The organism is Streptomyces sp. HUAS MG56 (genome assembly GCF_058673395.1).
Map to the genome: position 1 here is coordinate 8,375,258 of NZ_CM178722.1, position 24,253 is coordinate 8,399,510.

General features: G+C 69.3%; 22 protein-coding genes and 2 pseudogenes. 10 read left to right on the forward strand and 14 right to left on the reverse strand.

Features of this window, described 5'->3' with window-relative positions; genetic code table 11:
* Positions 1–97 precede the first annotated feature (97 nt).
* The 3 genes and pseudogenes from AC4OXY_RS38815 to AC4OXY_RS38825 form a co-directional block, all read left to right on the forward strand.
* Positions 98–583, forward strand: a pseudogene (locus AC4OXY_RS38815) (transposase); the annotation flags it as partial.
* A gap of 391 nt (positions 584–974) precedes the next feature.
* Positions 975–1,703, forward strand: a complete 729-nt coding sequence (locus AC4OXY_RS38820) for a hypothetical protein (RefSeq protein ID WP_491992027.1) — start codon at positions 975–977, stop codon at positions 1,701–1,703.
* The gene (locus AC4OXY_RS38825; protein ID WP_491992028.1) at positions 1,700–2,149 is read left to right on the forward strand and encodes a trypsin-like serine peptidase; all 450 of its coding nucleotides are present in this window, start codon (positions 1,700–1,702) and stop codon (positions 2,147–2,149) included. The genes AC4OXY_RS38820 and AC4OXY_RS38825 overlap by 4 nt, the downstream gene beginning before the upstream one ends.
* Positions 2,150–2,526: 377 nt before the next feature.
* Here the strand turns inward: AC4OXY_RS38825 and AC4OXY_RS38830 are convergent, their stop codons facing one another.
* The 4 genes and pseudogenes from AC4OXY_RS38830 to AC4OXY_RS38845 form a co-directional block, all read right to left on the reverse strand.
* Positions 2,527–3,819: a serine/threonine-protein kinase gene (locus AC4OXY_RS38830; protein ID WP_491992029.1), complete on the reverse strand. Its 1,293-nt coding sequence runs from the start codon at positions 3,817–3,819 to the stop codon at positions 2,527–2,529.
* A 582-nt stretch (positions 3,820–4,401) separates the two neighbouring features.
* Positions 4,402–4,775, reverse strand: a pseudogene (locus AC4OXY_RS38835) (allantoin permease); the annotation flags it as partial.
* Positions 4,776–5,007: 232 nt separating this feature from the next.
* The gene (locus AC4OXY_RS38840; RefSeq protein ID WP_491992030.1) at positions 5,008–6,081 is read right to left on the reverse strand and encodes a carbohydrate kinase family protein; all 1,074 of its coding nucleotides are present in this window, start codon (positions 6,079–6,081) and stop codon (positions 5,008–5,010) included.
* Positions 6,074–7,132: a LacI family DNA-binding transcriptional regulator gene (locus AC4OXY_RS38845; protein ID WP_356030690.1), complete on the reverse strand. Its 1,059-nt coding sequence runs from the start codon at positions 7,130–7,132 to the stop codon at positions 6,074–6,076. Before AC4OXY_RS38845 ends, AC4OXY_RS38840 begins: the two co-directional genes overlap by 8 nt.
* A gap of 149 nt (positions 7,133–7,281) precedes the next feature.
* Between AC4OXY_RS38845 and AC4OXY_RS38850 the strand changes: the two genes are divergently transcribed.
* The 5 genes from AC4OXY_RS38850 (at position 7,282) to AC4OXY_RS38870 (ending at position 13,063) form a co-directional block, all read left to right on the forward strand.
* Entirely contained in the window at positions 7,282–8,409 is a 1,128-nt protein-coding gene (locus AC4OXY_RS38850; RefSeq protein ID WP_362823949.1) for a substrate-binding domain-containing protein, read from the forward strand.
* Positions 8,410–8,538: 129 nt separating this feature from the next.
* A complete protein-coding gene (locus AC4OXY_RS38855; RefSeq protein ID WP_356030693.1) occupies positions 8,539–9,573 on the forward strand; it encodes an ABC transporter permease in 1,035 nt (344 codons plus the stop codon).
* Positions 9,570–10,352, forward strand: a complete 783-nt coding sequence (locus AC4OXY_RS38860) for an ATP-binding cassette domain-containing protein (protein WP_356030694.1) — start codon at positions 9,570–9,572, stop codon at positions 10,350–10,352. The genes AC4OXY_RS38855 and AC4OXY_RS38860 overlap by 4 nt, the downstream gene beginning before the upstream one ends.
* A gap of 16 nt (positions 10,353–10,368) precedes the next feature.
* The gene (locus tag AC4OXY_RS38865) at positions 10,369–11,379 is read left to right on the forward strand and encodes an aldose 1-epimerase (protein WP_491992031.1); all 1,011 of its coding nucleotides are present in this window, start codon (positions 10,369–10,371) and stop codon (positions 11,377–11,379) included.
* A gap of 412 nt (positions 11,380–11,791) precedes the next feature.
* Positions 11,792–13,063: an IS256 family transposase gene (locus AC4OXY_RS38870; protein ID WP_491991204.1), complete on the forward strand. Its 1,272-nt coding sequence runs from the start codon at positions 11,792–11,794 to the stop codon at positions 13,061–13,063.
* 114 nt (positions 13,064–13,177) lie between these two features.
* On the opposite strand, the gene AC4OXY_RS38875 is transcribed toward AC4OXY_RS38870, so the two are convergent.
* The 4 genes from AC4OXY_RS38875 to AC4OXY_RS38890 form a co-directional block, all read right to left on the reverse strand.
* Positions 13,178–14,038: an alpha/beta fold hydrolase gene (locus tag AC4OXY_RS38875; RefSeq protein WP_491992032.1), complete on the reverse strand. Its 861-nt coding sequence runs from the start codon at positions 14,036–14,038 to the stop codon at positions 13,178–13,180.
* Between the two features lie 294 nt (positions 14,039–14,332).
* Positions 14,333–14,746, reverse strand: a complete 414-nt coding sequence (locus AC4OXY_RS38880; RefSeq protein WP_491992033.1) for a creatininase family protein — start codon at positions 14,744–14,746, stop codon at positions 14,333–14,335.
* 179 nt (positions 14,747–14,925) lie between these two features.
* A complete protein-coding gene (locus AC4OXY_RS38885) occupies positions 14,926–16,002 on the reverse strand; it encodes an alpha/beta fold hydrolase (RefSeq protein WP_376290271.1) in 1,077 nt (358 codons plus the stop codon).
* An 892-nt stretch (positions 16,003–16,894) separates the two neighbouring features.
* A complete protein-coding gene (locus AC4OXY_RS38890; protein ID WP_356030830.1) occupies positions 16,895–17,383 on the reverse strand; it encodes a TetR/AcrR family transcriptional regulator in 489 nt (162 codons plus the stop codon).
* Between the two features lie 499 nt (positions 17,384–17,882).
* Between AC4OXY_RS38890 and AC4OXY_RS38895 the strand changes: the two genes are divergently transcribed.
* The gene (locus tag AC4OXY_RS38895; RefSeq protein WP_491992034.1) at positions 17,883–19,325 is read left to right on the forward strand and encodes an aldehyde dehydrogenase; all 1,443 of its coding nucleotides are present in this window, start codon (positions 17,883–17,885) and stop codon (positions 19,323–19,325) included.
* Positions 19,326–19,874: 549 nt separating this feature from the next.
* Here AC4OXY_RS38895 and AC4OXY_RS38900 read toward each other — a convergent pair.
* The 4 genes from AC4OXY_RS38900 to AC4OXY_RS38915 all read right to left on the reverse strand — a co-directional run bounded on the left by AC4OXY_RS38900 (position 19,875) and on the right by AC4OXY_RS38915 (position 22,035).
* Positions 19,875–20,438, reverse strand: coding sequence for a CGNR zinc finger domain-containing protein (locus AC4OXY_RS38900; protein ID WP_402069279.1), 564 nt, complete (start codon positions 20,436–20,438; stop codon positions 19,875–19,877).
* 151 nt (positions 20,439–20,589) lie between these two features.
* Positions 20,590–21,045, reverse strand: a complete 456-nt coding sequence (locus tag AC4OXY_RS38905) for an ATP-binding cassette domain-containing protein (protein WP_491994709.1) — start codon at positions 21,043–21,045, stop codon at positions 20,590–20,592.
* Between the two features lies 1 nt (position 21,046).
* A complete protein-coding gene (locus AC4OXY_RS38910; protein WP_491992035.1) occupies positions 21,047–21,475 on the reverse strand; it encodes an SRPBCC family protein in 429 nt (142 codons plus the stop codon).
* 368 nt (positions 21,476–21,843) lie between these two features.
* Positions 21,844–22,035: a hypothetical protein gene (locus AC4OXY_RS38915; protein WP_376290281.1), complete on the reverse strand. Its 192-nt coding sequence runs from the start codon at positions 22,033–22,035 to the stop codon at positions 21,844–21,846.
* A 252-nt stretch (positions 22,036–22,287) separates the two neighbouring features.
* Between AC4OXY_RS38915 and AC4OXY_RS38920 the strand changes: the two genes are divergently transcribed.
* Complete coding sequence (locus AC4OXY_RS38920; protein ID WP_491992036.1) at positions 22,288–22,716, forward strand: nuclear transport factor 2 family protein; 429 nt, start codon at positions 22,288–22,290, stop codon at positions 22,714–22,716.
* A gap of 70 nt (positions 22,717–22,786) precedes the next feature.
* Here the strand turns inward: AC4OXY_RS38920 and AC4OXY_RS38925 are convergent, their stop codons facing one another.
* Both AC4OXY_RS38925 and AC4OXY_RS38930 read right to left on the reverse strand, forming a co-directional pair.
* Entirely contained in the window at positions 22,787–23,245 is a 459-nt protein-coding gene (locus tag AC4OXY_RS38925; protein WP_491992037.1) for an RrF2 family transcriptional regulator, read from the reverse strand.
* 91 nt (positions 23,246–23,336) lie between these two features.
* On the reverse strand, positions 23,337–24,236 hold the full coding sequence (locus tag AC4OXY_RS38930) for a TauD/TfdA dioxygenase family protein (RefSeq protein ID WP_376290284.1): 900 nt from the start codon (positions 24,234–24,236) through the stop codon (positions 23,337–23,339).
* Positions 24,237–24,253 lie beyond the last annotated feature (17 nt).

The following is a 24,253-nucleotide window of genomic DNA, read 5'->3' on the forward strand; positions in this document are numbered from 1 at the left end:
CACAGGTGGCGGCCCATCGTTTCAAGCTTTCCAAGCTTGTGCTCGATCTCCTGCTGCTGTAATGGCGCGTGCTGCCATGGCCGGTTCCGGTCGGATGGTGCGTCGCTGTGCCGGGGTGACGTCGCGCGCTCTGGCCTGCTACAAGCACGGCGAGCTCTCACGGCTGATCTACCGGCTCAAGCGGCATCTCGATCACAAGCGCGGCGGCAGACGCAGTTTCACCTGGACCGACTACCGCGACCTGCTCATCGCCGCACACCAGCAGCTCGGCGCCCCCATCGTGCTGGTATGGGACAACCTCAACGTCCACAAGGACCGCCGACTACGGCACTTCATCGGCACCCACGACTGGATCACCTGCTACTTCCTGCCGTCCTATGCACCGGACCTCAACCCCGTCGAGGGCATCTGGTCACTGCTGCGGCGCAGCAGCCAGGTCAACACCGCCTTCACCGACCCTGACCACCTCATGAGCGCACTTCGGCACGGTCTCCGCCAGATCCAGTACCGCAGCAACCTCATCGACGGGTGTCTCGCTGAAACCGGCCTCACCTTGACGACATCACGGCAACAACCTCAGTAGACGACCACATGCACAACGACCACGCTCTTACGGGCCTTCTGAGGCAACCAGTGGCCTGAACGCCTGTGCACTCCATCGCCGGCGGGCGCCGTCACCGCCGACGATTCAACGGAGGGGGGCATACCCACCTCAATCAGATCGGGGGCACAGGCACGCGGCCAGACTCTCCCTTCCGACCGTCCAGGGCATCTGCCGACGGAGGTAACTCCCGCTGATCCGAGGCGAGTACGGTCGACGCTCCGAGCAGTTCAGCCGATGGATCTATACGCCACCGGGAGTACGCCCACGGCCTTCCTCGGCGGGACGCCCGACAGGAGCCACTCTGTGATGGTGAAGACGCCAGGGCCGGGACTTCCGCTCCGCCGCCGCTTACCTCAGGAGGGTCGCCTCCGTGACCACCGCCACGCTCACCCGCACGAGCGCCCAACGCCGGGACCTTGGCGCTCTGTCCGGCGTGCTGTACGTCCTGTTCTTCGTGGCCAGTCTCGTCATCGCCGGGGCGCTGGGCCCGTCCGGCACGGTGACGCCGTACTCCAGCGACGCCGAAGTACAGGCGTATCGGCTGAAGGATCCAGCCAGGCTGGAGGATCTCTTCCGCATTCTCGGTCTGCTCCAGGGGCTGTCCGCCCTCGCTCTGTTGGCGTTCGTCCCCTGTCTGGCCGCGTTCGTCCGCAGGCACGGCAGCGACGCCCGGGCGGGCGTAGTCCGCTCGCTGGCCACCGTCGCCGGGGCCCTCCTCGTGCTCTCCGCGAGCACCAGCTGGGTTCTGGCCCAGATCAGCGCCAAGGCGGAGTTGTCCACGTATCGGGCCGTCTCGGACCTGTCCTTCATCACCGGTGCCGGGCCGGCCATCGCAAGCCTCGGCGTAGCGGTCTTCCTGGTCGCCGCAACGGGACGCGGCAGCCACGCCTTGCCCGCCTGGGTCACGTGGAGCGGCATGGTGATCGGGATGGCCAGCGTATTGTCGATGAGCTCGCTCGTCGCCGAAGGCGGCTCGGTCTTCATCCCGGTCGGTCGCTTCCTCGGCTTCGTCTGGTTGGTCGTGCTCAGCGTGTTGCTGTGGCGGCGCGGCGGGCGAACGGATGATCCCAGCGATTCCATCGCGCCGCGCCATCTGTGAGGCCGAGGGCGAGCAGGAGCGACGACCGCTGGGCCAAATCCCAGGACGAGGACCTCGACGTCGCCTTCCTCACGGTCGACCCGAAGGGCGGCAAGAACATCCAGGACGTCCTGGGCGGCAACAGCCTCGGCACAGATCGCGGCTTCACCAACGAAGTCGAGATCACCGGCTACCCCACCAGCCGTGACACCCCGATCTCCTGCCGGAACCGCACCACGAAATTCAGCGACACCCAACTGCGCATCCAGTGCACCGACTTCGAGGGCGGCACGAGCGGCAGCCCCTGGCTCGCCGACTACGACCCCAAGAGCCACACCGGCACCGTCATCGGCGTTCTGGGCGGCCATGAAGGCGGCGGCGACGAGGACGACGTCTCCTACGCCGCGTACTTCGACGACGGCATCGCCAAGCTCTACCAACGCGCTCAGGACGCGGACGGGAACTGACCCCGGCGGTGGGGGTGGTCGAAGGGGCGAGGTGGCTCCCCTGCTCAGGCCAGAGGCTGTGCCTGCCGGTTCAGTTCGCGGGGTATGTCGCTGCTCGACACCATCGACGCAGAGGGCAGCCGTCGCCGCGCCGGAGATGTCGATGTGGCTGACCGAGGCGAACTGGGTGCGGTCGCCCTCGGCCCCCTTTGTAGTTCCAGCCGCTGCCGTTGTGATGGTTGGCCCGGATGCGGGCGACGACGGCGTCGCGCAGCGATCCGTTGTGGTCGGCCAGGGTCGGATTCAGGGTGTTCCATGAGCTGGGATGGAACATGATCTGTGGCCTGGGCGGGGAGGTTCTGGGTGTCGGGAGCATGGGTGAACCACTCCGGCTCTCGTCAGTGTTTTGCCTTGCCGCCGTGCTTGTCAGGCGTCTTGGGCTTCGGTTCGGCGTGGTCGGCCGGCTTCAGTGTCTCCTGGGGGGCAGGCTGTGAGGGAGAGGCGGAGAGTCCCGGTGTTGCGGGAGAGGAGGGCACGGGCATGGTCGGACTGGTGCTGGCGGACGGATCGGCCTGCGGATCCTGCGCCGAGCCGGTGTCGTGTGAGAACCAGGCCATGCCGATGAGGAGTGCCACGGCGAACAGGGCGGCGGCGCCCAGCGCGGCCACGAGTCCGGAGCGGCGGAGGAACGGCAGGCGAGGGCGACGTGGCGCCGCTCGGTGCACACTCGTCTTCCATTCAGCGTCCGCCGCTGGGACGATGGTGCCTTTGGCGGGTGCGGTGGGCGGAGACATCGCGGGCCCAGTGACCCTCGACCCGGTGCCGGGACGCGCGTCCCGGCGAGCGTGGTCCTGGTGTTCCTGCGGCAGGGCTTCCGGGGCACCGAGCCAGGCCCCGCGTGCGAACCAGGCCGCCACATCCTCTGCCGTGGGCCGCTCCTGGGGCTCCTTGGCCAACATGCCGAGCAGGTAGTTCTGGAAGGCGGGAGGCAGGCTGACGCCGAGTTGCCGGGGCGTTGGAGGGACGGCGTCTAGGTGCTGATGGAGCACTGCGAGCGCGGAGTCTGCCTGGAACGGCGGCCTTCCGGTGAGGAGTTGGTACAGCACGCAACCCAGCGAGTACACGTCGGAGGCCGGACCGGCGGTGCGGCCCAGGGCGCGTTCGGGCGCGAGGTAGAGGCTGGTGCCGACGATCTGGCCGGTGGCGGTGAGGGCGTTACCGGGGTCGTCGAGGAAGCGGGCGATGCCGAAGTCGCCGATCTTCAGGGTGCCGTCTGCGTCCAGCAGGAGGTTGGCGGGCTTGATGTCCCGGTGGACGATGCCCCGCTGGTGGGCGGCGGCGAGTCCGTCCGCGGCCTCGGCGGCGATACGGGCCACCCGTTCGGCGGAGAGTGTTCTGTGAGCAGCGAGCAGCCCGGCGAGGCTGCCGCCCTCGACCAGGTCCATCACCAGGAACAGCCGGTTCTCGTACTCGCCGAAGTCACGGACACCGACGACGTGCGGGTGGCTGAGACGGCCGGCGGTCTGGGCCTCCAGGCGGAAGCGCGAGGCCGCAGTCGGGTCGGCATCCTGGGGGAGCAACAATTTCACGGCTACCGGTCTGCTCAGCGTCTCGTCGAAGGCGCGCCAGACCTCCCCCATCGCTCCGCGCCCGAGGGCGTCCCCCAGCCGGTATCGGTCCGCTATCAGCACCGTGTCTCTTCCTCATGCCCGAAGACGTCTTGATCGCGGCAGGCCATGACTCACCGCGGAAGCACGGACGAAGGTGGAAGGGTGCCGCAGCGGCCTTAGCGTACCTGCCCAGCGAGGGCCGCATTCGGGGGTGAGACTCCCTTGACAGGTGCCTGTCTGGTTGTGATGGCGTGCCATTTGTCAGGGCGCGTCGCGGAGTTGTGTGTCGCTGCCGGTTCCCACGAGCTCCACCGTGTCGCCAGGAGATGCGTATCGATCGCGCGTCTGAAACGTGATGGTCTCAAGTGACCTCCTTTGCAAGAGTTTTGACTTCGCGATCACCGCCTGCTGCTGGTGACACTCTTGGCGCGCGGCGCGCTGGAGAAGGTGACCCGGTCATGTGGGGTCAGGGCGCCTGCTCTCCTCGGGAGGTACGCAGGCGCCGTACGCAGGAGCGGGCTGGTTCCCCCCGTGCTGGCCCGCTCCTGCGCCTGCACGGCGGCTCGGGCATTCCGCGTGGCAGTGGCGCCCGAGTCGCCGTCGTGGCGACGAGACGCTTTTACGCAAACTGGTCGTCGTGCTCCGGCTGTGCCCTAGGTCCGCGGCCGGTAGGACGTGGTTGCCGATCTTGTCCGTGCTCGCACAGGGCGAGCACACGCCGCGTCGTGGGTGGCGCAGGCGGCCGGGTCCGGGCGCTCGTACGGCTGGCGGCAGACGTGGCAGTCGTACGTCGGCGCGCTCGGGTTGCCCTCCGCGGCGAGTAGCGATTCGGCGATGCCGTCGTCGGTGCGGCCCAGGTAGTACTTGCCCTCGGTGACGATCGCCATCAGGGGATGAGGGGCGACGGCGATGACGGCGGCGATGGGGGAGGACGACTGGAGGGTGTCGCCGAAGGCGTGGAAGTGCGTGGTTGGCCGCTTTGCGCAGCTGCCGACCATCGACATCCGGAACTTTCGTTCGACGGGTCGGACGGCGTGTCAGGGCCTGGCGATGAGAGGGGCGGTGGCCGGGTCGAAGTGTCCAGGGCCAGGCGCCACTTCCCCCCGGTGCCCGACCTCCTGCGGCATCCCCGTCTTCTGCCGCCGTCCGGCATGGTGCGCCCACTCCTCGGGCACGTGACCTCAGGGCCACCTCGACGAGGTGCCGCTCCGTCGCACACGTTCCACACCCGATGCAATGCCCCGCCGGGGATCCTTCGCCGCGTGACCGTCAGCTTTTCACGGACTGTACCGGCTGTGGAGTTGGACTGCCCGTCCCCACCAGGCCGGTGCCATCAGGGCACGTCAGGTCCGTCACCTCCAGGGGCGCCTGGGCAGGCAGGTGGGGGCGGGGCAGGGCGGTGGGCGGATCGGCGCCCAGGCGCTCGCAGGTCAGCGCGGAGACGAGGACCGCGTCGTCCACGGCGATCGCCAGCACGTCCGGGTCGGCCGTGGCCAGTGCCTGTGGGGTGCGCAGTCCGTGGCGGAGCAGCGCGCCGATCAGTCCGGCGGTGAAGGCGTCGCCCGCGCCGACGGTGTCCACCACCGCTACCTTCCGGCCGGGCCGGCTCATGCTTCCCGCTCCGGCCCGGAATACGTGGGCACCGTCGGGGCCGTCGGTGATGATGACGAGGAGCGCGCCGAGTTCCAGCCATTGCGCGGCGATCTGCTCGATGGGGATCCCGGGGTAGAGCCACTCGACGTCCTCACGGCTGGCCTTGACCAGGTGGGCGATGCCGACGCTGCGTTCCACGGCCTGCCTCCCGCGTTCCGGATCGCCCAGGAGGGCGCCGCGGACGTTGGGGTCGTAGCTGATCAGCGCCGTACCGCCGGTGCGCAGGCGCTGAACGGCGCAGTGGATGTGCTCCGCGGACGGCGGCGTCCAGGAGGCGACCGAACCGAAGTGCACTACGGCGGTGTCCTGCGGGGTGCGGGCGGTCTCGGCGTCGGTCCACTGCCAGTCCGCGGTGCCGTCCAGGTAGAAGTCGTAACTCGCCCGGCCTTCGGGGTCCGTGGAGACTACGGCAAGCGTGGTGGGTTCGGTGGCGACCGGGGCATAGGACAGGTCGATGCCCTCGGCCTCGGCCTGGGTTCGCAGCATGCGGCCGAAGGCGTTGTCGGCCATGCGGGCCATGAGCGCGGTGCGGTGTCCGAGCCGGGCCAGGCCGATGGCGACGTTGAACGGGCTGCCGCCGGGTCGCGCGCGGTAGTCCCCAGGCACGTCGAGCTGGACCAGATCGATGAGGGCTTCGCCGATCACGGTCACGCTCGGGGACAGCCTCGTCACATGTGTCGGATCAGTCATGGCGCGGTCCTTCGGCTGGGATCTCGCCGGAGCCCCGCTCGATCAGCCGGGTCGGCACGGTGATGGTGCGGGTGGGCGACTCGTCGCCGTCCAGCCTGCGGAAGAGCATCCCGGCGGCTGACCTGCCCACCTGCTCGACGTCCTGGGCGATGACGGAGATGCCCGGGCTGAGGATGTCGGCCAGGGGGAAGTCGTCGAAGCCCACCTGGGCGACGGTGTCCTGCAGGCCCATGGCGCGCAGCGCGCGGACAGCGCCTATGGTCACGAAGTTCTGGCTGGTGAACAGCGCCGTCGGCGGATCGGGCAGCGACAGGACCTGCTCGGTCGCGGCGATGGCCGCCTCCTCGCTGGACCCGACGTGGCGCACGATCTCGTCGTCGTATGCGATGTGCGCGACTTCCAGGGCGTGCCGGTAGCCCTCGAAGCGCTGGGCGGCGGTGGGGATGGAGGCGCGGTCGCCGAGGTAGGCGATGCGGCGGTGGCCGGCCTTCAACAAGTGGTTGACGGCGGCGATGGCGCCCTGCCGGTTCTCGGAGACGACGGCGTCCGCGTCGAGCAGGCCGGCCTCGCGGTCGACGAAGACCATGCGGGTGCCGGTGTGCTGCTCGTTGATGAGATAGCTCTGGTCACGTCCCGCGGGGACGATCACCAGCCCGTCGACCCGGCGGTCGACGAGCGCCTGGGCCAACTCCCGTTCCCGCGCCGGGTCTTCGTCGAGGCTGCCGACCAGCACCAGCACTCCGCGTTCCCGGGCCACGTTCTCCACGGTGCGGGTCAGGACAGCGGAGAAGGGGTTGGCCGCGTCCTCGACGAGCATGCCGATGGTGGCGGTGCGGCCGTCGCCGCGGCGCAGGCTGCTGGCCGTGAGGTTGGGGCGGTAGCCCAGTTTGTCGGCGGCTTCTCGGACCCTGGCGACGATCGCCGGATCGACGGTGGGGACGCCGTTGAACACGCGCGAGACGGTCTTGATGGCCACTCCGGCCAGCGCCGCGACCTCACGCATGGTGGGGCGGCTGCGGGTGGACCGGGGCGCGGCCTCGCCCTGAGTCATCGTTGTCTCCAACCGGTTGTGCGTTACCTACTCGTTGCCCGCGCATGTCTATCAGCGTCTTGACGGGCTCGTCCATACAGGCCCAGTATCTCGCCCAGTCAACGTTGTCTCAGCGTCGGCCAAGGGACGGCTCCGAAAGGGATCAAGCCATGAACATCTCCACCAGCCAGGTGCCGAGCCGCCGCAGTCGGCGTACCGGAGTGGCCGCGATCGGCGTCAGCGTCTGCCTCGGCGCCACGCTCGCGGCCTGCGGTTCCTCGAACGGAAGCTCCTCCTCGTCCGCCTCGGGCGGCGGCGGCAAGGTGGGTGTCTCGCTGATCCTGAAGACGCTCACCAACCCCTACTTCGTGAGCATGGAGAAGGACGCCAAGACCCAGGCCGCCAAGGACAACGTGAGTCTCACGGTGGCTGCGGGCAACACCGACGGCGACACCCAGACCCAGATCACCGCCATCGACAACGCCATATCCCGCGGTGACAAGGGCATCCTCATCACCACGAACGGCGACGCCGTGAACGCCGCCCTGAACCGGGCCAAGCAGGCCGGCCTGTTCGTGATCGCCCTGGACACCGCGCCGAACCCGGCCAGCGTCGCGAACATCACCTACGCGACCGACAACGAGCAAGCGGGCAAGCTCGACGGCCAGTACGCCGCGGCCGCTCTGAACGGCAAGCCGGCGGTCATCGCCATGCTCGACCTGTTCAACAACCAGGTCGTCTCCGTCGACATCAACCGCGACCACGGATTCCTGGAAGGCATGGGCATCGACCCCGGCAGCAAGACCGAGAACGGCAAGGAGGCCAAGTCCGGCAAGTACACCGGCGGCAAGGGCGGCAGCTACACGATCGCCTGCCACCAGCCCACCCAGGGCGCCATCGACGGCGGCCGCACCGCGATGGAGAACTGCCTGTCGGCCAACCCGAACATCAACGTCGTCTACGCGATCAACGAACCCGCGGGCGAGGGCGCGTACAACGCGCTGAAGGCGGCCGGCAAGGAGAAGAACGTCGCGATCTACGCGATCGACGGCAGCTGCGCCGGCTTGAAGAACCTGACCAGCGGCGAGTTCGCCGCCGACGCGGTGCAGTACCCGGGCAAGATGGCGTCCCTCGGCGTCGACTCGATCGCCAAGCTGGCCCGTGGCGGCAGCAAGCCCAGCGTGACCGACGGCAAGTCCTTCTACGACACCGGCACCGCTCTCGCCGCCGCAAAGCCCCTCGGCGGCCTGACCGTCCAGTCCCCCTCGCAGGCCGCCTCCGAATGCTGGGGCAGCTGACCCGGTCCGATCCCGGTACGCCGCCGGCGGGTACACGCCGGCGGCGCACCCGCACTGCACCACACACGCCCACGAGCCCGTGAGCCCCTATGAAGGCCCGCACGAGGGAAAGAACCGGAAGGACCCCCTGTGACCACCCACGTGGATCCTCAAGCCACACCGGCACCGGCGGAGGAGCTCCTCAACCGGCCCGCCACCCTCACCCAGCGCATCCACTCGGTGCTGCACCGACAGCCCGCACTCAGCCCGGCGATCGTCCTGGTGCTCGCCGCTGTTGTCTTCTCCCTGGTCAACGACCGCTTCTACGCGTTGCAGAACCTCTCGCTCGTCGTCCAGCAGGTAGCCGTCATCGGCTCACTGGCCGTCGGGCAGACGGTCATCATCCTCACCGCCGGCATCGACCTGTCCATCGGCGCGGTCATGGTGCTCGCCTCGCTGCTGATGTCGAAGCTCGTCGCGGACAACCACTGGCCGGGCGCGGTGGCCCTGCTCGCCGGGGCGGCCGTCGCCATCGCCGCGCAGGCCCTCAACGGACTGCTGGTCACCAAGATCAAGCTGCCGCCGTTCATCGTCACCCTCGGCACCCTCAGCATCTTCACGGCGATCACCCTCATCTACGCCAAGGGCCAGACCATCGCCCTGCAGCCGGGCAACATCCTCATGTGGACCGCCAACACGGTCTCCCTCGGGCAGCTGAACCTGACCAACGGCGTCCTGATCATGATCGCCCTGTACGCGGTGATCGGCTACGCCCTGCGCTACACCGCCTGGGGCCGGCACCTGTACGCCGTGGGCGACGACGTCGAAGCGGCCCGCCTGGCCGGCATCTCCGTCAACAAGGTGCTGCTCAGCGCCTACATGGTCGGCGGTTTCGCCATCGCCGTGGGCGCCTGGATCCTGGTCGGCCGCGTCGGCGGCGGCGACCCCAACAGCGGTCTCAACGCCAACCTGCAGTCCATCACCGCGGTCGTCATCGGCGGCACCAGCCTGTTCGGCGGACGAGGTGTGGTGCTCGGCTCGCTGATCGGTGCCCTCATCGTCCAGGTCTTCGTCAACGGCCTGGCGCTGGCCGGCATCGACCCCAACTACCAAGTCCTCACAGTCGGCATCCTGGTGATCGCGGCTGTCTCCGTCGACCAGTGGATCCGGAGTGTGAAGTCGTGACCACCGCCACCGCCCCCGTCCTCGAAGCCAAGGGCCTGGTCAAGCTCTTCGGCAAGGTCGTCGGCCTGAACGACGTCGACCTCACCCTCCACCCCGGCGAGGTCCTCGCCGTCATCGGCGACAACGGCGCCGGCAAGTCCACGCTGATCAAGTGCCTGTCCGGAGCCCTCGTCCCCGACCAGGGCAGCCTCTTCGTGGGCGGCAAGGAGGTCCACTTCAAACGGCCCCAGGACGCCCGAGAAGCCGGCATCGAGACGGTCTACCAGACCCTCGCCGTCGCCCCCGCGCTGGACATCGCCAGCAACCTGTTCCTCGCCCGGGAGATCCGCCGCAAGGGCGTGCTCGGTTCGGTGTTCCGCATGCTCGACACCAGCGAGATGAAGCGTCAGGCCGCCGACCACATCAAGCGGCTCGGCATCGGCACGCTGCAGAACATCAACCAGGCCGTGGAGACCCTCTCGGGCGGCCAGCGGCAGTGCGTGGCAGTCGCCCGCACGGCGGCCTTCGGCGGCCGCGTGGTGATCCTCGACGAGCCCACCGCCGCCCTCGGCGTCCGCGAGACCGGCCAGGTCCTCAAACTCGTCCGCGACCTGCGCGACCAGGGCCTCGGCATCATCCTCATCAGCCACAACATGCCCAACGTCTTCGAGGTCGCCGACCGCATCCACATCCAGCGACTCGGCGGCTGCGCGGGCGTCATCACCCCGCAGTCGCACTCCATGGAGGACGCGGTGGCCATCATGACGGGCGCGAAGAAGCTCGCCCCCGAAACGAGCTGAGAGGAACACCAGGGGAATGACCGCCGAGTACCGGATCGCCGAGGACCGCCTCGGCGGCGAACCCACCCTTGCCATCTCCGCGCCGGACGACACCGTCCGCGCCGTCCTCGCACTGCGCGGAGCAACCCTGCTGAGCTGGCAGGTCAGGCGCGAAGAGACCGGGCCGCTGAAGGAGCTGACGGACGGCTACCGCGACGAAAAGGAACTCCTCTCCCAGGACGGCGTACGAGCCGGCCTGCTGGCCCCCTTCCCCAACCGCGTCGCCGACGGCCGCTACCGCTACGACGGCCACGGCCACGACCTGCTGCCCGGCCACCATGGCGACCGCACGATCTACCACGGCTTCGCCCGCGAGACACCCTTCGAACTCGTCCACTCCACCACGACGGCCAGCTCCGCCCGCCTCCTGCTCCACACCACGAGCATCAGACCGGGCCGATACCCCGGCTACCCGTTCGCCCTCGACCTCGAAGCCGAATTCACCATTACCGACCGCGAGCTGAGTATCGAGATCCGGGCGACGAACGTGGGGGACACCACCGCCCCCTACGCGACGGGCTGGCACCCCTACTTCGCTCTGTCGCACCCCATCGATGACCTGGTCCTGCATGTCCCCGCGCACACCCTGATCCGCACCGACGCATCCCTCATCCCACTGCCCGGCGATGCCGCCCTGCTGCCACTGGACGACTGCCCCGACATGGACTTCCGGGCATCGAAGCGACTCGGCGACGCGGTCATCGACGCCTGCTACGCGGACCTGGCCCCTGGCCCCGACGGCCGGATCGAGACAGTACTCACCGATCCGGCGACCGGCGAGGAACTGCTGGTGTGGCAGTACGGCGGCTTCATGCATGTCTTCACCGGAGACACGCTGGCCCGAGACCGGCGCGCCTCCATCGCCCTTGAACCCGTCGAGACGATGACCAACGCCTTCAACCGCCCCGAACACGTCGCTGCACTTGCCCTGGAACCCGGTCAGCGCCGCGAGTTCGGCTTCGGTGTCGCGTACGCCCCAGGAACCTGACAACGGACGTGCCGACACCTGCGCAGAGTGTCGGCCCGGCAACGTGCCCCGGACGGAAACCGAAGAGGTTCGGCGCCATGGCCGGGTCCGGCGAGGGCGCCTTCTCGAAGAGCGCCTTGTCCTTGAAGGCGCGCTGGATGCCGGCCGGATCGCGGAAGAGGGTGGTGCAGAAGGCCGCTCCGTCACCGTCGGCGCCGGCACCGACCGCGGGCATGTCGACTCCGGTGCGGTACGCGTCGGCCGCGCTTGGGTCGGCATCCCGGAGGCCGGTCGGCACACATCGTGCAGCACGAGACCGACCACGACACACACCTGGAAGGTAGGGCGTGTCTGAAAGATCGTGTAAGTCCGTGATGTGACAGGCTGGTCAGGGCTCTGACCTGGGGCCTTTGGCCAGCCGGGACGGACGGACATGAACGACAACGAGATCCCGGCCGTCGAACCGGCCGAGGACAAGCTCGTGGATGAGGTCGTCGAGCGGCTGCTGGACCGCGCCGACGCCTCGGGCGCAGCCCTGCTGGGTGACGGCGGGCTGCTGACAGAGGTGACCCGGGCCGTGCTGGAGCGGGCCCTGGACGCGGAGATGACCGATCACCTCGGATACGAGAAGCACGATCCCGCGGGCCGCGGCTCGGGCAACAGCCGCAACGGCACATCGCTGAAGACGGTGCTGACCGATGCCGGCGCGGTCACGCTGGCCGTTCCGAGGGATCGTGACGGGTCCTTCGCGCCTCAGCTGGTACCCAAGCACGCCAGGCGACTTGCGGGCTTCAACGAGCAGGTCCTGTCGCTGTATGCCCGCGGCATGTCGGTGCGCGACATCCGCTCGCACCTGGCCGGCCTGTACGGCGTCCAGGTCTCACCGGACCTGGTCAGCAAGGTCACCGACGCCGTCACCGACGAGCTCGACGCATGGCAGAACAGACCGCTGGACGCCGTCTGGCCGATCATCTACATCGACGCGCTGTGGGTGAAGATCCGCTCCGGGTCCGTGGCCTCCCGGCCGGTCTACCTGGCCGTCGGGGTGGACATGGACGGCTGCAAGGACGTGCTCGGCCTGTGGGCCGGCGACGAGGGCGAAGGCGCCACGACCTGGATGACCGTGTTGTCCGAGCTCCGCAACCGCGGCGTCGAGGACGTGTGCATCGTGGCCTGCGACGGGCTGAAGGGCCTGCCCGACGCGGTCACCGCGACCTGGCCCAAAGCCACCGTCCAGACATGTGTGATCCACTTGATCCGTGCCTCGCTGAGGTTCGCCTCCAAGCAGCACCACACCAAGCTCGTCTCGGAGCTGAAGGCCATCTATGCCGCCCCGACCGAGCAGGCGGCCGAGCAGGCCCTCGCCGACTTCGCCGCGGGCGAGCTGGGCCAGAGGTATCCCGCGATCGTGAGGACCTGGCAGGCCGCGTGGAGCGAATTCACCCCCTACCTCGCCTTCCCGCCGGAGATAAGGAAGGTCGTCTACTCGACGAACCTGATCGAATCGATCAACGCACGGCTGCGGAAGGCCACCCGCAACCGCGGCCACTTCCCCTCGGAACAAGCCGCGCTGAAGGTGCTCTACCTCGCCGTCCGCGAGCAGATCACCCCCAGAGCACGCGATGTCAACCACGTCGCGGCACACTGGAAGAAGGCACTGAACCAGTTCTCACTCTTCTTCGAGGACCGGCTCAACACCAAGTGAAATCCGAGGACTTACACAAAGTTCCGTACGCGTCCGGAAGGTATGTCGGCGACGACCGGGGGTGGTGTCCGGGCACGGGGGGGGGCGTGCGGTCCCGCCGTGCCCGGGGTGCCGTCAGTGGACGGTGGCGCGGGCGGCTCGCTCGATGACGTCGGCCACCAGGCGGGGGTGGGAGACGGCGACGGAGTGCGAGGCGGCCACCTCGGTGGTGTGGGCGTGAGCCCGCTTGGCCATGAAGCGCTGCACGGCGGGAGGGATGTTGAGGTCCTGGGTTGTGACCACGTCCCAGCTGGGCTTGGTCTTCCAGGCGGCGCTGGTGGCCTTCTCCTCAAGAGCGGCCTGGGCGATCGGGCGCTGTTCGGCCGCCATGAGGGCGGCCTGGGCGGCGGGGACGTCGGCGGCGAACTGGTCGTGGAACTTGCCCTGCTGGATGTACAGGTCGGTGGCGGTGGTGCCGTCGGCCTGCTTGTAGGTGACCGGGTCGAGCGCGGCGGGGAGAGTGGAGCCCGGGTACTTGTTGGTGAGCTCCAGGGCGCTCTCTCCGGGGGCCGGGAGGAAGGCGGCGACGTAGACGAGGGCCTTGACCTGGGGGTCGTTGATGGCGGCCTCGCTGATGACGTCGCCGCCGTAGGAGTGGCCGACGACGATCTCAGGGCCCTTGATGTGGTCGAGGACGGTACGCAGGGCCGCGGAGTCGGAGGCGGGGCCGCGCAGGGGGTTGGCGGCGGCGACGACGGGGTAGCCGTCGGCACGCAGCTGGGCGATGACGCCGTTCCAGCCGGAGCCGTCGGCGAAAGCGCCGTGTTCCAGAACGATGGTCGGCTTGGCGTGTCTGCCGGCTCCGGCGGCCTCGGCGGTCTCGGTCGCGCCGTTGGCCGCACCGCTGAGGGCGAATGAGCCGAGCGCGAGACCCGCTGTGAGCGTCGAGACCACACCCGTCACCACTCGCTTGCGTCCGCTCCTGATGCTCACCACGACAAACCCCTTTCAGGAGGTTTCAGGTATTTCGGCGGTGGAGCGGGGGCGTCCCGACCCAGGCGCGTCACCACCTCGACTGGTGATGACCTTGTCATGACGATTCGTCACCCGTCAAGGCGGTGACGCACATCGTGGATCCGTCGGCCGGCGCGTGCAGCCGGTGACCGTGCGGACACGCAGGACAAAGAGATGAGGCGCCATGAGCGGCGACGACACGCCCCGCGCCACCCACCGGGGCCATGGCAGGCATGCGGAGTCCGTCGAGATCCCTTTCGGTCCCGCAGTCACCGACTACCGCACGACCCACGACGAGGACCAGCAGCGCATCGCGCGGGAGACCAACATCGATGTCGAGGCTTCCGGGCTACGGCCCGGACCGGTGGCCACGTACACCGGCTCGGTGGACTCCGTGGACAGGATGATCCGCGGCCCGCGGCTCTCGGCCAGGTGCTCGGCGCGGATCGGCTCGGGGAATGCGGCCATCGTCATGGACGTCTCCCGCGTCACCGGCTCCGCTGTCAGCTCGCTCGTCAGGGCGTTGAGGGCGGTCATGTTCCCGCCGCGCCCGTTGACGATCAGGATGCGGGAGAAACCCACCCGGATCACGGAGCGGCGGTTGTCCCGCAGCGGCGCGTGCAACGTGGGCAGGGTGAGTGTGAGGGTGTCGCCGAAGGTCGTGTGGTGCTCCGACAGGCCCGTCGGCACCGACGGCTTGACGTGTGCTCGGAGGCCGGCACCGCGCCCGCCGGCACACCTCCGCGGCCAGGAAGCCGCCCACGCCGGTGGGCGGATGAGAGCCGTGCTGCTCGGTGGCTCCCACGGGCAGCGGCAGGGAGTGACCGACGCGGTCTGTCGGTTGCCGCGTCGGTGGCGGGCGCGGGGGCTCAGAGGTGGTCGGCGTCGACGACGGCCTGGGCGAAGGTGGTGGGTGCTTCCTGCGGCAGGTTGTGCCCGATGTTCGCGATGGTGCGGTGCTCGTAGGGCCCGGTGAAGTGGCTGCGGTAGGTGGTGCCGTCGCCGGGCGGGGTGAAGGGGTCGAGGGCGGGGTCGAGGGTGATGGTCGGAACGTGGATGGAGGGCTGGGCCGCGAGTTGCTTCTCGTAGCGGTCGTAACGGGGTTCGCCCTCGATGAGACCGATGCGCCAGCGGTAGTTGTAGAGGACGATCGCGGCGTAGTCGGGGTTGTGGAAGGCCTGGGCGGTGCGCTGGAAGGTGGCGTCGTCGAAGTTCCAGTTGGGGGAGACGAGGGTCCACACGTAACGGCACAGGGCGATGCGCTCGTCGACGTTCTCCATGGCCTGTTTGCCGCGATCGGTGGCGAAGTACCACTGGTACCACCAGTTGTGCTCGACGGCCGGGGCGGCGGGCGTCAGTTGCGCCTTGAGATTGGTGATGACGTAGCCGGTGGTGGAGACCAGGGACGTGACGCGTTCGGGCCACAGCGCGGCGATGATGTCGGCGGTTCGCGAGCCCCAGTCGAAGCCGGCGAGCACGGCCTTGTCGATCTTGAGGGCGTCCATCAGCGCGATGATGTCCAGGGCGATCGCGGACTGCTCGGCGTTGCGCGGGGTGCGCCGGGACAGGAAGCGGGTGCTGCCGTGGCCGCGCAGGTAGGGGACGATGACGCGGTATCCCAGGTCGGCGAGGAGCGGGGCGACATCGACGTAGCTGTGGATGTCGTACGGCCAACCGTGCAGGAGGATGACCACCGGGCCGTGCGCGGGTCCGGCCTCGGCGTAGCTGATGTCAAGGACACCGGCCTTGATCTGCCTGAGTGTGCGGAAGCCGGTGTGGGTGCCGGGGGCGATGCTGGGCACAGTGGGCGCGGGCGTGCCGCCCGGCTGCCGGGCGGCGGCCGGACCGGTGGCGGCGGACGCGTTGCTCTGTATGCCGGACAGTGAGACCGCGGCCGCGCCGGCGCCCAGGCCCACGGTCTTGCTGAAAGTACGCCTGTTGATCATCTGAAACCCTCCGTCGTGCGTTCTCCGGTGACCGGTCCGTGAACTCCCGCTCCCGTCCCGAGCGCGAGATCACCGCGGTTCGTGGCGCGATGACCCTCGCACACGGTGCGTCACCTGTCAAACAGGTGACGCAAAAGTGCCCTTCCGCGCTGGGCAGTGGTTCAGAGGCTGTTCCTCCGGTGGCCGGGCCGGCGATACACACTCTCGCCCGCGACGAAATCGGACACATCCGTCACTTGGCGGTATGACGCGGGTGGTGACACCGCTGCCCGGCGCACACCTCGCGTACGACCGGCTCCCGGAGGCGGCACCGCAGGCGGCGGGCCGTGTGGCACACCCGCCGCCCGGAGGGCCGGATCTCCTTCCCCGACCCGCGGCTTCGGGGCTTGAGTCATTCGACTGAGCGTTGCCGTTCGAGGCCCGGCTCCAGAAGCCATGACCGTCCTCCAGGCCGGCCGGTGCGGCGCGGAAGGTGATGCCGAGCTCGGGGAACACGCGGTAGGGGTGGGAGTTGACCGTTCGCGGCGACAGGAAGATGCGCTCGCCGGTCTTCGTTTCCGTCAGGCCGCCGGCGACGGGGTCCGCGATCCGCCGTTCATGCCAGGTCGGTTCGGCCGGCTGAGCGTCCGTGGCGCGCGCGGCCGGCCCCGACACCTTCGGCTGGGCCCGGGCTCGTTCGGACCGGGCGGATGCGGCGAGCCTTTCGAAGGGTGCAGCCTTCCCCGCGTAGCTGCTGAACAACACCCTTGAACGGCGGCGCCCTTCCGTAGGCGGGTGGGATCACGCCCGACCGGCCGGCGACTGGCTGCTTTCGAGCCGGAATCCGGCGGGGCGCAGTGAATCCCGCACCCGGTGTGCTCGGGGTGTTCCGCTGTTGCAGGGCCTTGAAGTGTCAGGACGTTCCGATGCCGTGCAGCAGGGTGTCGACGACGACGTCCGCCGCCTGGGCGGGGCTCAGATGGGGCATCTGCCGCGACACGAGGTGCATGAGCTGCGGCAGCAGTGCGCTCGCCCACCCTTCCGGCAGGTTGGGGCGGAGCAGGCCTTCGACGGTGGCGCGTTGGAGGAAGGTGTCGACTTCGCGGACGAAGGCGTCGCGGCGTGCGCGGACGGTGTCGTCGGCGACCATGCGGGCCAGATCGACGGGCCAGGTGCGGTTGACGGCGATGATGTTCTCGACGTAGCGGTGCAGGGCGACGGCGACGGGGGCCTCGCGCAGCCGAGCGTCCTCGATGGCTTGCTCGATGGCCGTGAGACGGGACGCGTAGATGGCGGCGAGGAGTTCCTCACGAGAGGCGAAGCGCCGGTAGACGGTACGCCGGTCCACGCCCGCTTCGGCGGCGATGCTCGCGATGCTCGTGCCCGGGTCGGCGGCGAGCATCCGCGCCCCGGTGGTCAGAACGGTTTCCAGATTGCGTGCTGCGTCGGCTCTCACCGCAACAGTCTAGCCGTGAGATGTGAAACCTGAGACGCCTATCGCCGCTCTCATGTGCAACTCTTGGGCTTAACTGCTACGGTAGCGAGACAGATGTTGTGGTCATTGCCATCTGATTGAGTCAAGTACGTCGAGCAGGCGGTTTGCGCGCCACCCCTGGCACCCCGTGCGGAGGGGCGCTCCTTGAGACCGGTGCCGCCCACTCCGCCGACGCCGAGGACACCGTCCCAGCCGCTTGGGCGCCGAATTGCCGCACCCCACCCGGCCGGCGCCTTCGTTGGGTGCCGTCCCGCGCCCTGCTGGGGTGCGTCTGCAGGCCCCACCCGCACACTCTAAGCGCAGCGCAAATGCGAAGGATCGTGAGATTTTCATCTCGGCAATGTGTATGTAGTTAGATGAAGTGCTACGTTAGTGTGACAGTTGAGGCCCCAAGGAGAGAAAACGCATGATCATTTACGACCGGCTTTTCATCGGGGGGTCCTGGGTGGAACCGAGCGACCCGGAGTTGCTCGACATCGTCTCGCCGCACGACCAGTCGGTGGTCGGCCGCGCGGCCCAGGCGCACCCGGCGGACATCGAGCGCGCCGTGGCCGCGGCGCGGGCCTCGTTCGAGGCGGGTGTGTGGCGTTCGACGCCGCCCGCGGAGCGGATCGCGGTCCTGCGGCGGTTCAACGCGCTGCGCGAGGAGAACGCGGAGAAGATCGCGCACCTGATCTCGCTGGAGACCGGTTCGGCGGGATGGTTCACCCGGGCCGGACAGCCCGGCCTCACCCGGCAGGCGAACGCCTACCTGAAGGCGGCGGAGGAGTTCGGCTGGGAGGAGACCCTGGTGCCCTCCGACCCGGCGTCCCCGGTGCGCAGCGTGGTGCGCCGTGAGGCGGTCGGCGTGGTGGCCGCGGTGATCCCGTGGAACTCGCCGTTCTCCTCGGCCACTTCGAAGATCATCCCCGCGCTGGTCGCCGGCAACTCGGTGGTCCTGAAGGTGTCCCCGGAGAACTCGCTGAGCATGGGCTTCCTGGCCGAACTGCTGGAGCGGGTGGACCTGCCCGAGGGCGTGATCAGCGTCCTGCCCGCGGACCGGGAGACCAGTGAGTACCTGGTGTCGCACAAGGAGGTCGACAAGATCGCCTTCACCGGCTCCACGGGGGCCGGCCGCCGCATCGCCTCGATCGCCGGCGAGCAGCTCAAGCGGGTCAGCCTGGAGCTGGGCGGCAAGTCCGCCGCCATCATCCTCCCCGACGCCGACATCGAAAAGGCGGTCGCCGGCGTGAAGTTCGGCTCCCTGCTCAACAACGGCGAGTCGTGCATCGCCCAGACCAGGATCCTGGCTCCGCGCAGCCGGTACGAGGAGGTCGTGGCGGCGCTGAAGGAGCTGGTCGAGTCGCTGAAGGTCGGTGACCCGGGCGCCCCGGACACCTTCATCGGCCCGATGATCCGCCCCGACCAGCAGGAGCGGGTACGCAACTACATCCAGCTCGGCATCGAGGAGGGCGCCCGACTGGTCACCGGCGGCCCGCAGATCCCCGAGGGCCTGGAGAAGGGCAACTACGTCACGCCCACCGTCTTCGCCGACGTGGACAGCTCCATGCGCATCGCGCAGGAGGAGATCTTCGGCCCGGTCCTGGTGGTCATGGCCTACGACGAGGAGGACGACGCCGTCCGCATCGCCAACGACTCCGAGTACGGCCTCTCCGGCGGTGTCTGGTCCTCCGACGAGGAGCACTCCCTGGCGGTCGCCCGCCGTATCCGCACCGGCACCATCACCGTCAACGGCGCCCCCCTCGCCTTCGACGGCCCGTTCGGCGGCTTCAAGGCCAGCGGCATCGGCCGCGAGTACGGCGCGGTCGGCCTCGGCACCTACACCGAGTACAAGACCATCACCCTCTGACCCGACACCGACCACGGACAGATCCGCCGACGGCGGCAGGTGCCCCCGACCACCTGCCGCCGGCGCGGCGTCTCCGGCTGCCCACCGACGGCCGCGACGCCGTCGCCTTCCCCGGCCTTCCGCCGTACGTGCCCCGTCACCACGGGGCCGCGGCCGATTCGGGCCGAGGGCAGTGCCGCTTCCGGCGAACCGCTCGTCGGGCAGTCGGGGCAGGTGGCGCACGGTGTCGCCGAGGAAATGCGGCTCCCGGCCGCCTTCGACGACCTGGGCCGCGTAGTGCCCGGGAGTGTGCCCGCACGCGGGCCCCTCGCCGTCACCACCGTGGCCGGCCCAGTGTCCGGTTCATGGGATTCGCTGACGTGGCGCCACTGGGCGTCCTCGATGACGGCCATGTCGGCGTAGCCGGCGTTGTTGACGGCCGCCTCCAGGCGGCCGAAGGCCTCGACGGCCGTCCGCACCGCCCTCGGCGAGTTCGTTCGGAAGGGATTCGGTCACCGCGTCGAAGTCCGTCACCCGGAGGCCGGCGTCGCAGCTGTTGAAGGGCAGGGGTCAGCGCGCGGTGGCGGCGGGTGAGGTCTTCTTGCGGGCGCGGTAGGCGGCTGCCTTGATCTTGTTGCCGCAGGATTCCATGCCGCACCACTGCCGCCGCGTGCCCCGGGAACGGTCGATGTAGACCCGCGTGCACTCCGGGTTGCCGCACTCCTTCAGGAGCGGGACGTCCGGGCCGCTGAGCAGTTCGACGGCCTGCCGGGCAACGGTGGCCAGGGCCTGCCCGGGGGTCGCCTCGGTGTGCCGCCCGGCCAGGGTGAGCTGCGGCGTCGCGGGGGTCTTGCGCGCGGCGCCGTTGACCACGGCGAGTGCCTCGCGGTCGAACTCTTCACCCGTCCTGCGGTTGGTGACCAGCCGGTAGAGGGCCTCGCGCACGGCGATCGCCTCCCGGACGTCGTCCTCGTCTCCGGGTGTGATCGTGTCCACGAGTCCGGACTCCAGGTACCAGGCGTTGAGCCGCTCCGGCGCCACGAACATCTCGAACCGGGTCGAGCGCCGGGCGCGAAGTGTGGCCACGAAGTCCAGGGCCGGGTGCCCGCATACGAAGACATGGTTAAGATTCACATCACCATCTTGACAGGTGACTCCAGGGGAAGGCAAGGGTTGTCACCGTTCGGATCGGTGACCGCTCGGGGGAGGTGTGTGCCTGCGATCGTATGGCACCTCGCGCACGGAGCGCAGGTCAGGGCCGGAGACGGTGCCCGGCGGGCGCAGATCAGGACGGGGAACGGGCCGTCGTCTCCTCCTCCCGCTGCACGCGCCCTTGCTCCAGCCGGAGTTCGCGGCCGTGCCACCGCCTCCGCAGCCAGCGGTCGTGGCTCGCGAGGACGATCGCACTGGAACCCGGACCGAACGCGGCCTCCAGCTCGTCGCACAGGGTGGGGGGCAGGTGGTTGGTGGGCTCGTCGAGCAGCAGCAGTTGGGGCGGGCAGGCCACCAGCAGGGCCAGCGCGAGCCGTCGGCGCTGCCCCACGGACAGCTCGCCGACCGGTCTGCCCAGGTCGGCCTCGCGCAACAGTCCGAGCGAGGTCAACGGCACCTTCTCGGCCCGCTCGGCACCCAGCGACTGCTCGACGCGCTCGCGGTGACGCCTCGGTCCTGGTTCGGCAGGCCGGCCCTTCAGGGTGTGGGCTCTCCCGCACCGGGGCGGCGGAACCAGGACCTGGAGCAGGTCATGCGGCCTGCAGGGGGCCCGCGAAGGACTTGCGCAGGGACGAGGGGGCGGCGACCGGCAGCAGTGCGGCGAGCACCTTGCCCTTGAGCGTGCTTGGCTGCCGCGTCAACTCCACGTCGACCCGGGTCCTCTCACCCTCGGGGGTCATCCGGAAGACCCAACCGCCGCCGGCTCCGAAGAGCTTGGAGTCGAGCGTGGTGATCGTGACCGTGTCGCCGCCCGGCTTCCACTCGTAGCGCGCGCGTTCCCAGGCGGCGGCGGTGCCCTCGGTGACCTCGGCCCAGGTGTCGCCGAGTTCGTGCACCTGGAAGTGCTCGGCGTCGATCGTGGGCCAGGTCCCGGCGCGTGAGGGGCGGAAGTCGGTCAGCACCTCCAGCACGTCCTTCGGGCCGAGCGTGGAGACGAGATGGAACCGTACGACTGCCATGGGCCTTCCTCACTGAAAGAGTAACTGTTCTGACCGGTGGCGAGAGTGTTATGTGGCCGTTGCCAGTCAAGGTGGTTACTTTGCTGGGTGTCGTCGGCGAGCGAGTGCCGGTGCGGCCGATCGGCTGGGCCGCACGTTCTGCTGAACTCGGCTCGACAGCGTGGGCATCGAGCTCGCGGAAGAGTTCGCCGTCAGGGCGGTGCGATCGGCTCGGTTGGGCCCGGGGGCTGCTGACGCCGTGACGGGACGGGTTCGCCGGGCCTGTCCGGCACCTCGGTGAGAGGGTCCGCCGGAGTGGACGCCCGTTCGGGCAATGGCTTGACGGGCGGAGCGAACGTGCCGGTTCGACCGGCCGGTGTGACGGGTGACTACAGCCCGAGGTCGAGCGCCAGGCATGAGTAGTACGTCCACGAGCCTTCGGGGTCGTAGGCGTCTTTCGCGTTGCTCGGTCCGGTCTCGATCTCTTCCGTCATGTCCTCGAAGCGGATGCGCTCGGGGAGCCGGCCGTAGCGTGCGTGCCGGGCTGCGGCTGCCGCGTCCGGCGTGGATTCCTTGCTCATGGCCATTCCCCACTTCCTCGGTCGTGGATGGGGTCCTGCTCGACGGCTGGACGTGATAGCAGCGTGCGCCTCCATGCGTCACCTGTCAAGATGGTGACGAATGAGGGTGCGGGCACTGCTCATGTCGTTCCCGTGAGCGCCGGTGCCGGAAGCCGCCTCCCGGCATCCTGCGCGGCACGGGGAAGCCCCGCGTTACCGTGACGGCACCCGTAGAGGGGGGACTCCCACTCGCCCTGGAGGCTCGACGTGGCCATGGCCGACGACGTCCGAAGCATCGAGAACCTGATCGCCGAGTACGCGGAACTGGTCGACACGGGCGACCTGCCCGGGCTCGGTCGGCTCTTCGCGGAGGGTGTCTTCATCGGCGGCGCAGGCGCCCGCTTCGAAGGGCGCGCGGCCGTGGAGCAGATGTTCCGGGACCGTACGATCCTGTACGCCGACGGAACACCGCGCACCCACCATGTCACCACCAACGTCCGTGTCGAGGTCGACGAGCAGGCGGGCACGGCGACGGCGTGCTCGTACGTCACCGTCCTGCAGGCCCTGGACGATCTGCCGCTCCAGGCCGTCGCGGCAGGCCGCTACCGCGACCGCTTCGTACGTGAGGGCGGCCGGTGGCGCTTCGCGGAACGCGCCGTCCACATCCACCTGGTCGGCGACGCCAGCCGCCACCTGCGCTGACCGCCCTCGCTGGCCCTACGGCCGTCCGATCACGGCTGCGGCATCCCGGGTGGTGATGCGGCTCAGTGTGTCAGGGGTTTACCCAGGCGCCCGGGGTGTTGGTCAACGCGGACACGCCGGCGGGTAGTTGGGCCGATGCGACATCGGCGAGTGATACGCCCTCAAGGATTTCGCGCACGTTGGACCGCAACGCGATCCACAGGGGGAGCAGCGACTCGGCGGGGCCGGTGTAGGACAGTTCCGGGGGGCGGACGCCGCGCACCGAGACCAGCGGTCCGTCCACGGTGCGGATGACGTCGGCGATGCTGATGGACTCGGCGGGCCTGGCGAGCCGGTAGCCGCCATTGCCGCCGCGCTGGCTGAGTACGAGTCCGCCTCGGCGCATGTCGTTCAGGATGCTTTCGAGGAATTTGTGCGGAATGTCCTGGGCGGCGGCGATGGCCTCGGCTTTCAGTGGCCCGTCATCCCGTGACGCGGCGAGCTGCAGCGCGGCACGTACCGCGTAGTCCGCCCTGGCTGAGATCCGCATGTGTGCATTATCCCGTACGGCTTCGGTCGGTGTCCGTTGCGGGCGGGCCGCCGGGCAGGGGCGGGTGTCCCTGCCCGGCGGCCCCGGCGGCTCAGGCCGCGGCGGGGGTGTAGTGGGAGGCGTCGTCGCCCTCGATGACGTGGCTGAGGGTGCCGTCGATCCCGGCGGGGACGTCGCCCGCGACGGTCACGCGGTGCAGCAGGCGGGGCAGGTCGCCGTAGTCGTCGGGGGCGTAGTGCTGGGTGATCCGGTTGTCGAACAGGACGAGGTCGCCCGGTGTCCAGGTCACCCGCACGATGTTCTCCGGGCGGGTGACGTACGACTGGAAGATGCGCAGCAGGTCGCGGGAGTCGGACGGGCCGAGACCGACGATGCTCTGGGCGAAGCCGCCGATGAACAGCCCGCGCTCCCCGGTCTCGGGGTGGACGCGGACGACGGGGTGGGCGGTGCGGTACTTCCGGGAGACGAACCGCCTGCGGTGCTCGGCCGCCTTCTCGTTCTTCGGGGCGGCGTAGTCGTAGTCGTTGGTGTGTACGGCCCAGAGCTTGTCGGCCAGCTCGCGTAGCGGCTCGGGCAGGTCCCGGTAGGCGGCGGCCGCGTTGGCGATGAGGGTGTTTCCGCCGTAGGGCGGGATCACGATGCTGCGCAGCGTGGACGCCTTCGGGGGTGTACGGACGAAGGTGACGTCGGTGTGCCAGTGGTTGGCGCGGATGCCCTCGTCGCCGTCGACGGGCAGGATGTGGGGCTGGCCGTCGACGGAGGGGACGGTGGGGTGGGCGGTGGTGAGTTCACCGAAGAGGGAGGCGAAGCGGAGCTGGCCGGCGTCGTCGAGGTTCTGGTCGCGGAAGACGAGCGCCTTGTGTTCCAGGAGCGCGGAGTTGATCTCGGTGACGACGGCGGGGTCGAGGTCGGTCGAGAGATCCACGCCGAGGATCTCGGCGCCGATACGGCCGCCGATCCTGCGGATGTCGAAGCCGATGCTGGTACTCATGTGCGGTGTTCCTTTCA

Bases quoted from the DNA above. Each gene is read 5' to 3' on its own strand.
- AC4OXY_RS38915 (WP_376290281.1), bottom strand. From the start codon at position 22,035: ATGAGCAAGGAATCCACGCCGGACGCGGCAGCCGCAGCCCGGCACGCA.
- AC4OXY_RS38865 (WP_491992031.1), top strand. From the start codon at position 10,369: ATGACCGCCGAGTACCGGATCGCCGAGGACCGCCTCGGCGGCGAACCC.
- AC4OXY_RS38885 (WP_376290271.1), bottom strand. From the start codon at position 16,002: ATGATCAACAGGCGTACTTTCAGCAAGACCGTGGGCCTGGGCGCCGGC.
- AC4OXY_RS38890 (WP_356030830.1), bottom strand. From the start codon at position 17,383: ATGCTCGCCGCCGACCCGGGCACGAGCATCGCGAGCATCGCCGCCGAA.
- AC4OXY_RS38850 (WP_362823949.1), top strand. From the start codon at position 7,282: ATGAACATCTCCACCAGCCAGGTGCCGAGCCGCCGCAGTCGGCGTACC.
- AC4OXY_RS38895 (WP_491992034.1), top strand. From the start codon at position 17,883: ATGATCATTTACGACCGGCTTTTCATCGGGGGGTCCTGGGTGGAACCG.
- AC4OXY_RS38870 (WP_491991204.1), top strand. From the start codon at position 11,792: ATGAACGACAACGAGATCCCGGCCGTCGAACCGGCCGAGGACAAGCTC.
- AC4OXY_RS38845 (WP_356030690.1), bottom strand. From the start codon at position 7,132: ATGACTCAGGGCGAGGCCGCGCCCCGGTCCACCCGCAGCCGCCCCACC.
- AC4OXY_RS38840 (WP_491992030.1), bottom strand. From the start codon at position 6,081: ATGACTGATCCGACACATGTGACGAGGCTGTCCCCGAGCGTGACCGTG.
- AC4OXY_RS38925 (WP_491992037.1), bottom strand. From the start codon at position 23,245: ATGCGGATCTCAGCCAGGGCGGACTACGCGGTACGTGCCGCGCTGCAG.
- AC4OXY_RS38910 (WP_491992035.1), bottom strand. From the start codon at position 21,475: ATGGCAGTCGTACGGTTCCATCTCGTCTCCACGCTCGGCCCGAAGGAC.
- AC4OXY_RS38920 (WP_491992036.1), top strand. From the start codon at position 22,288: ATGGCCGACGACGTCCGAAGCATCGAGAACCTGATCGCCGAGTACGCG.
- AC4OXY_RS38930 (WP_376290284.1), bottom strand. From the start codon at position 24,236: ATGAGTACCAGCATCGGCTTCGACATCCGCAGGATCGGCGGCCGTATC.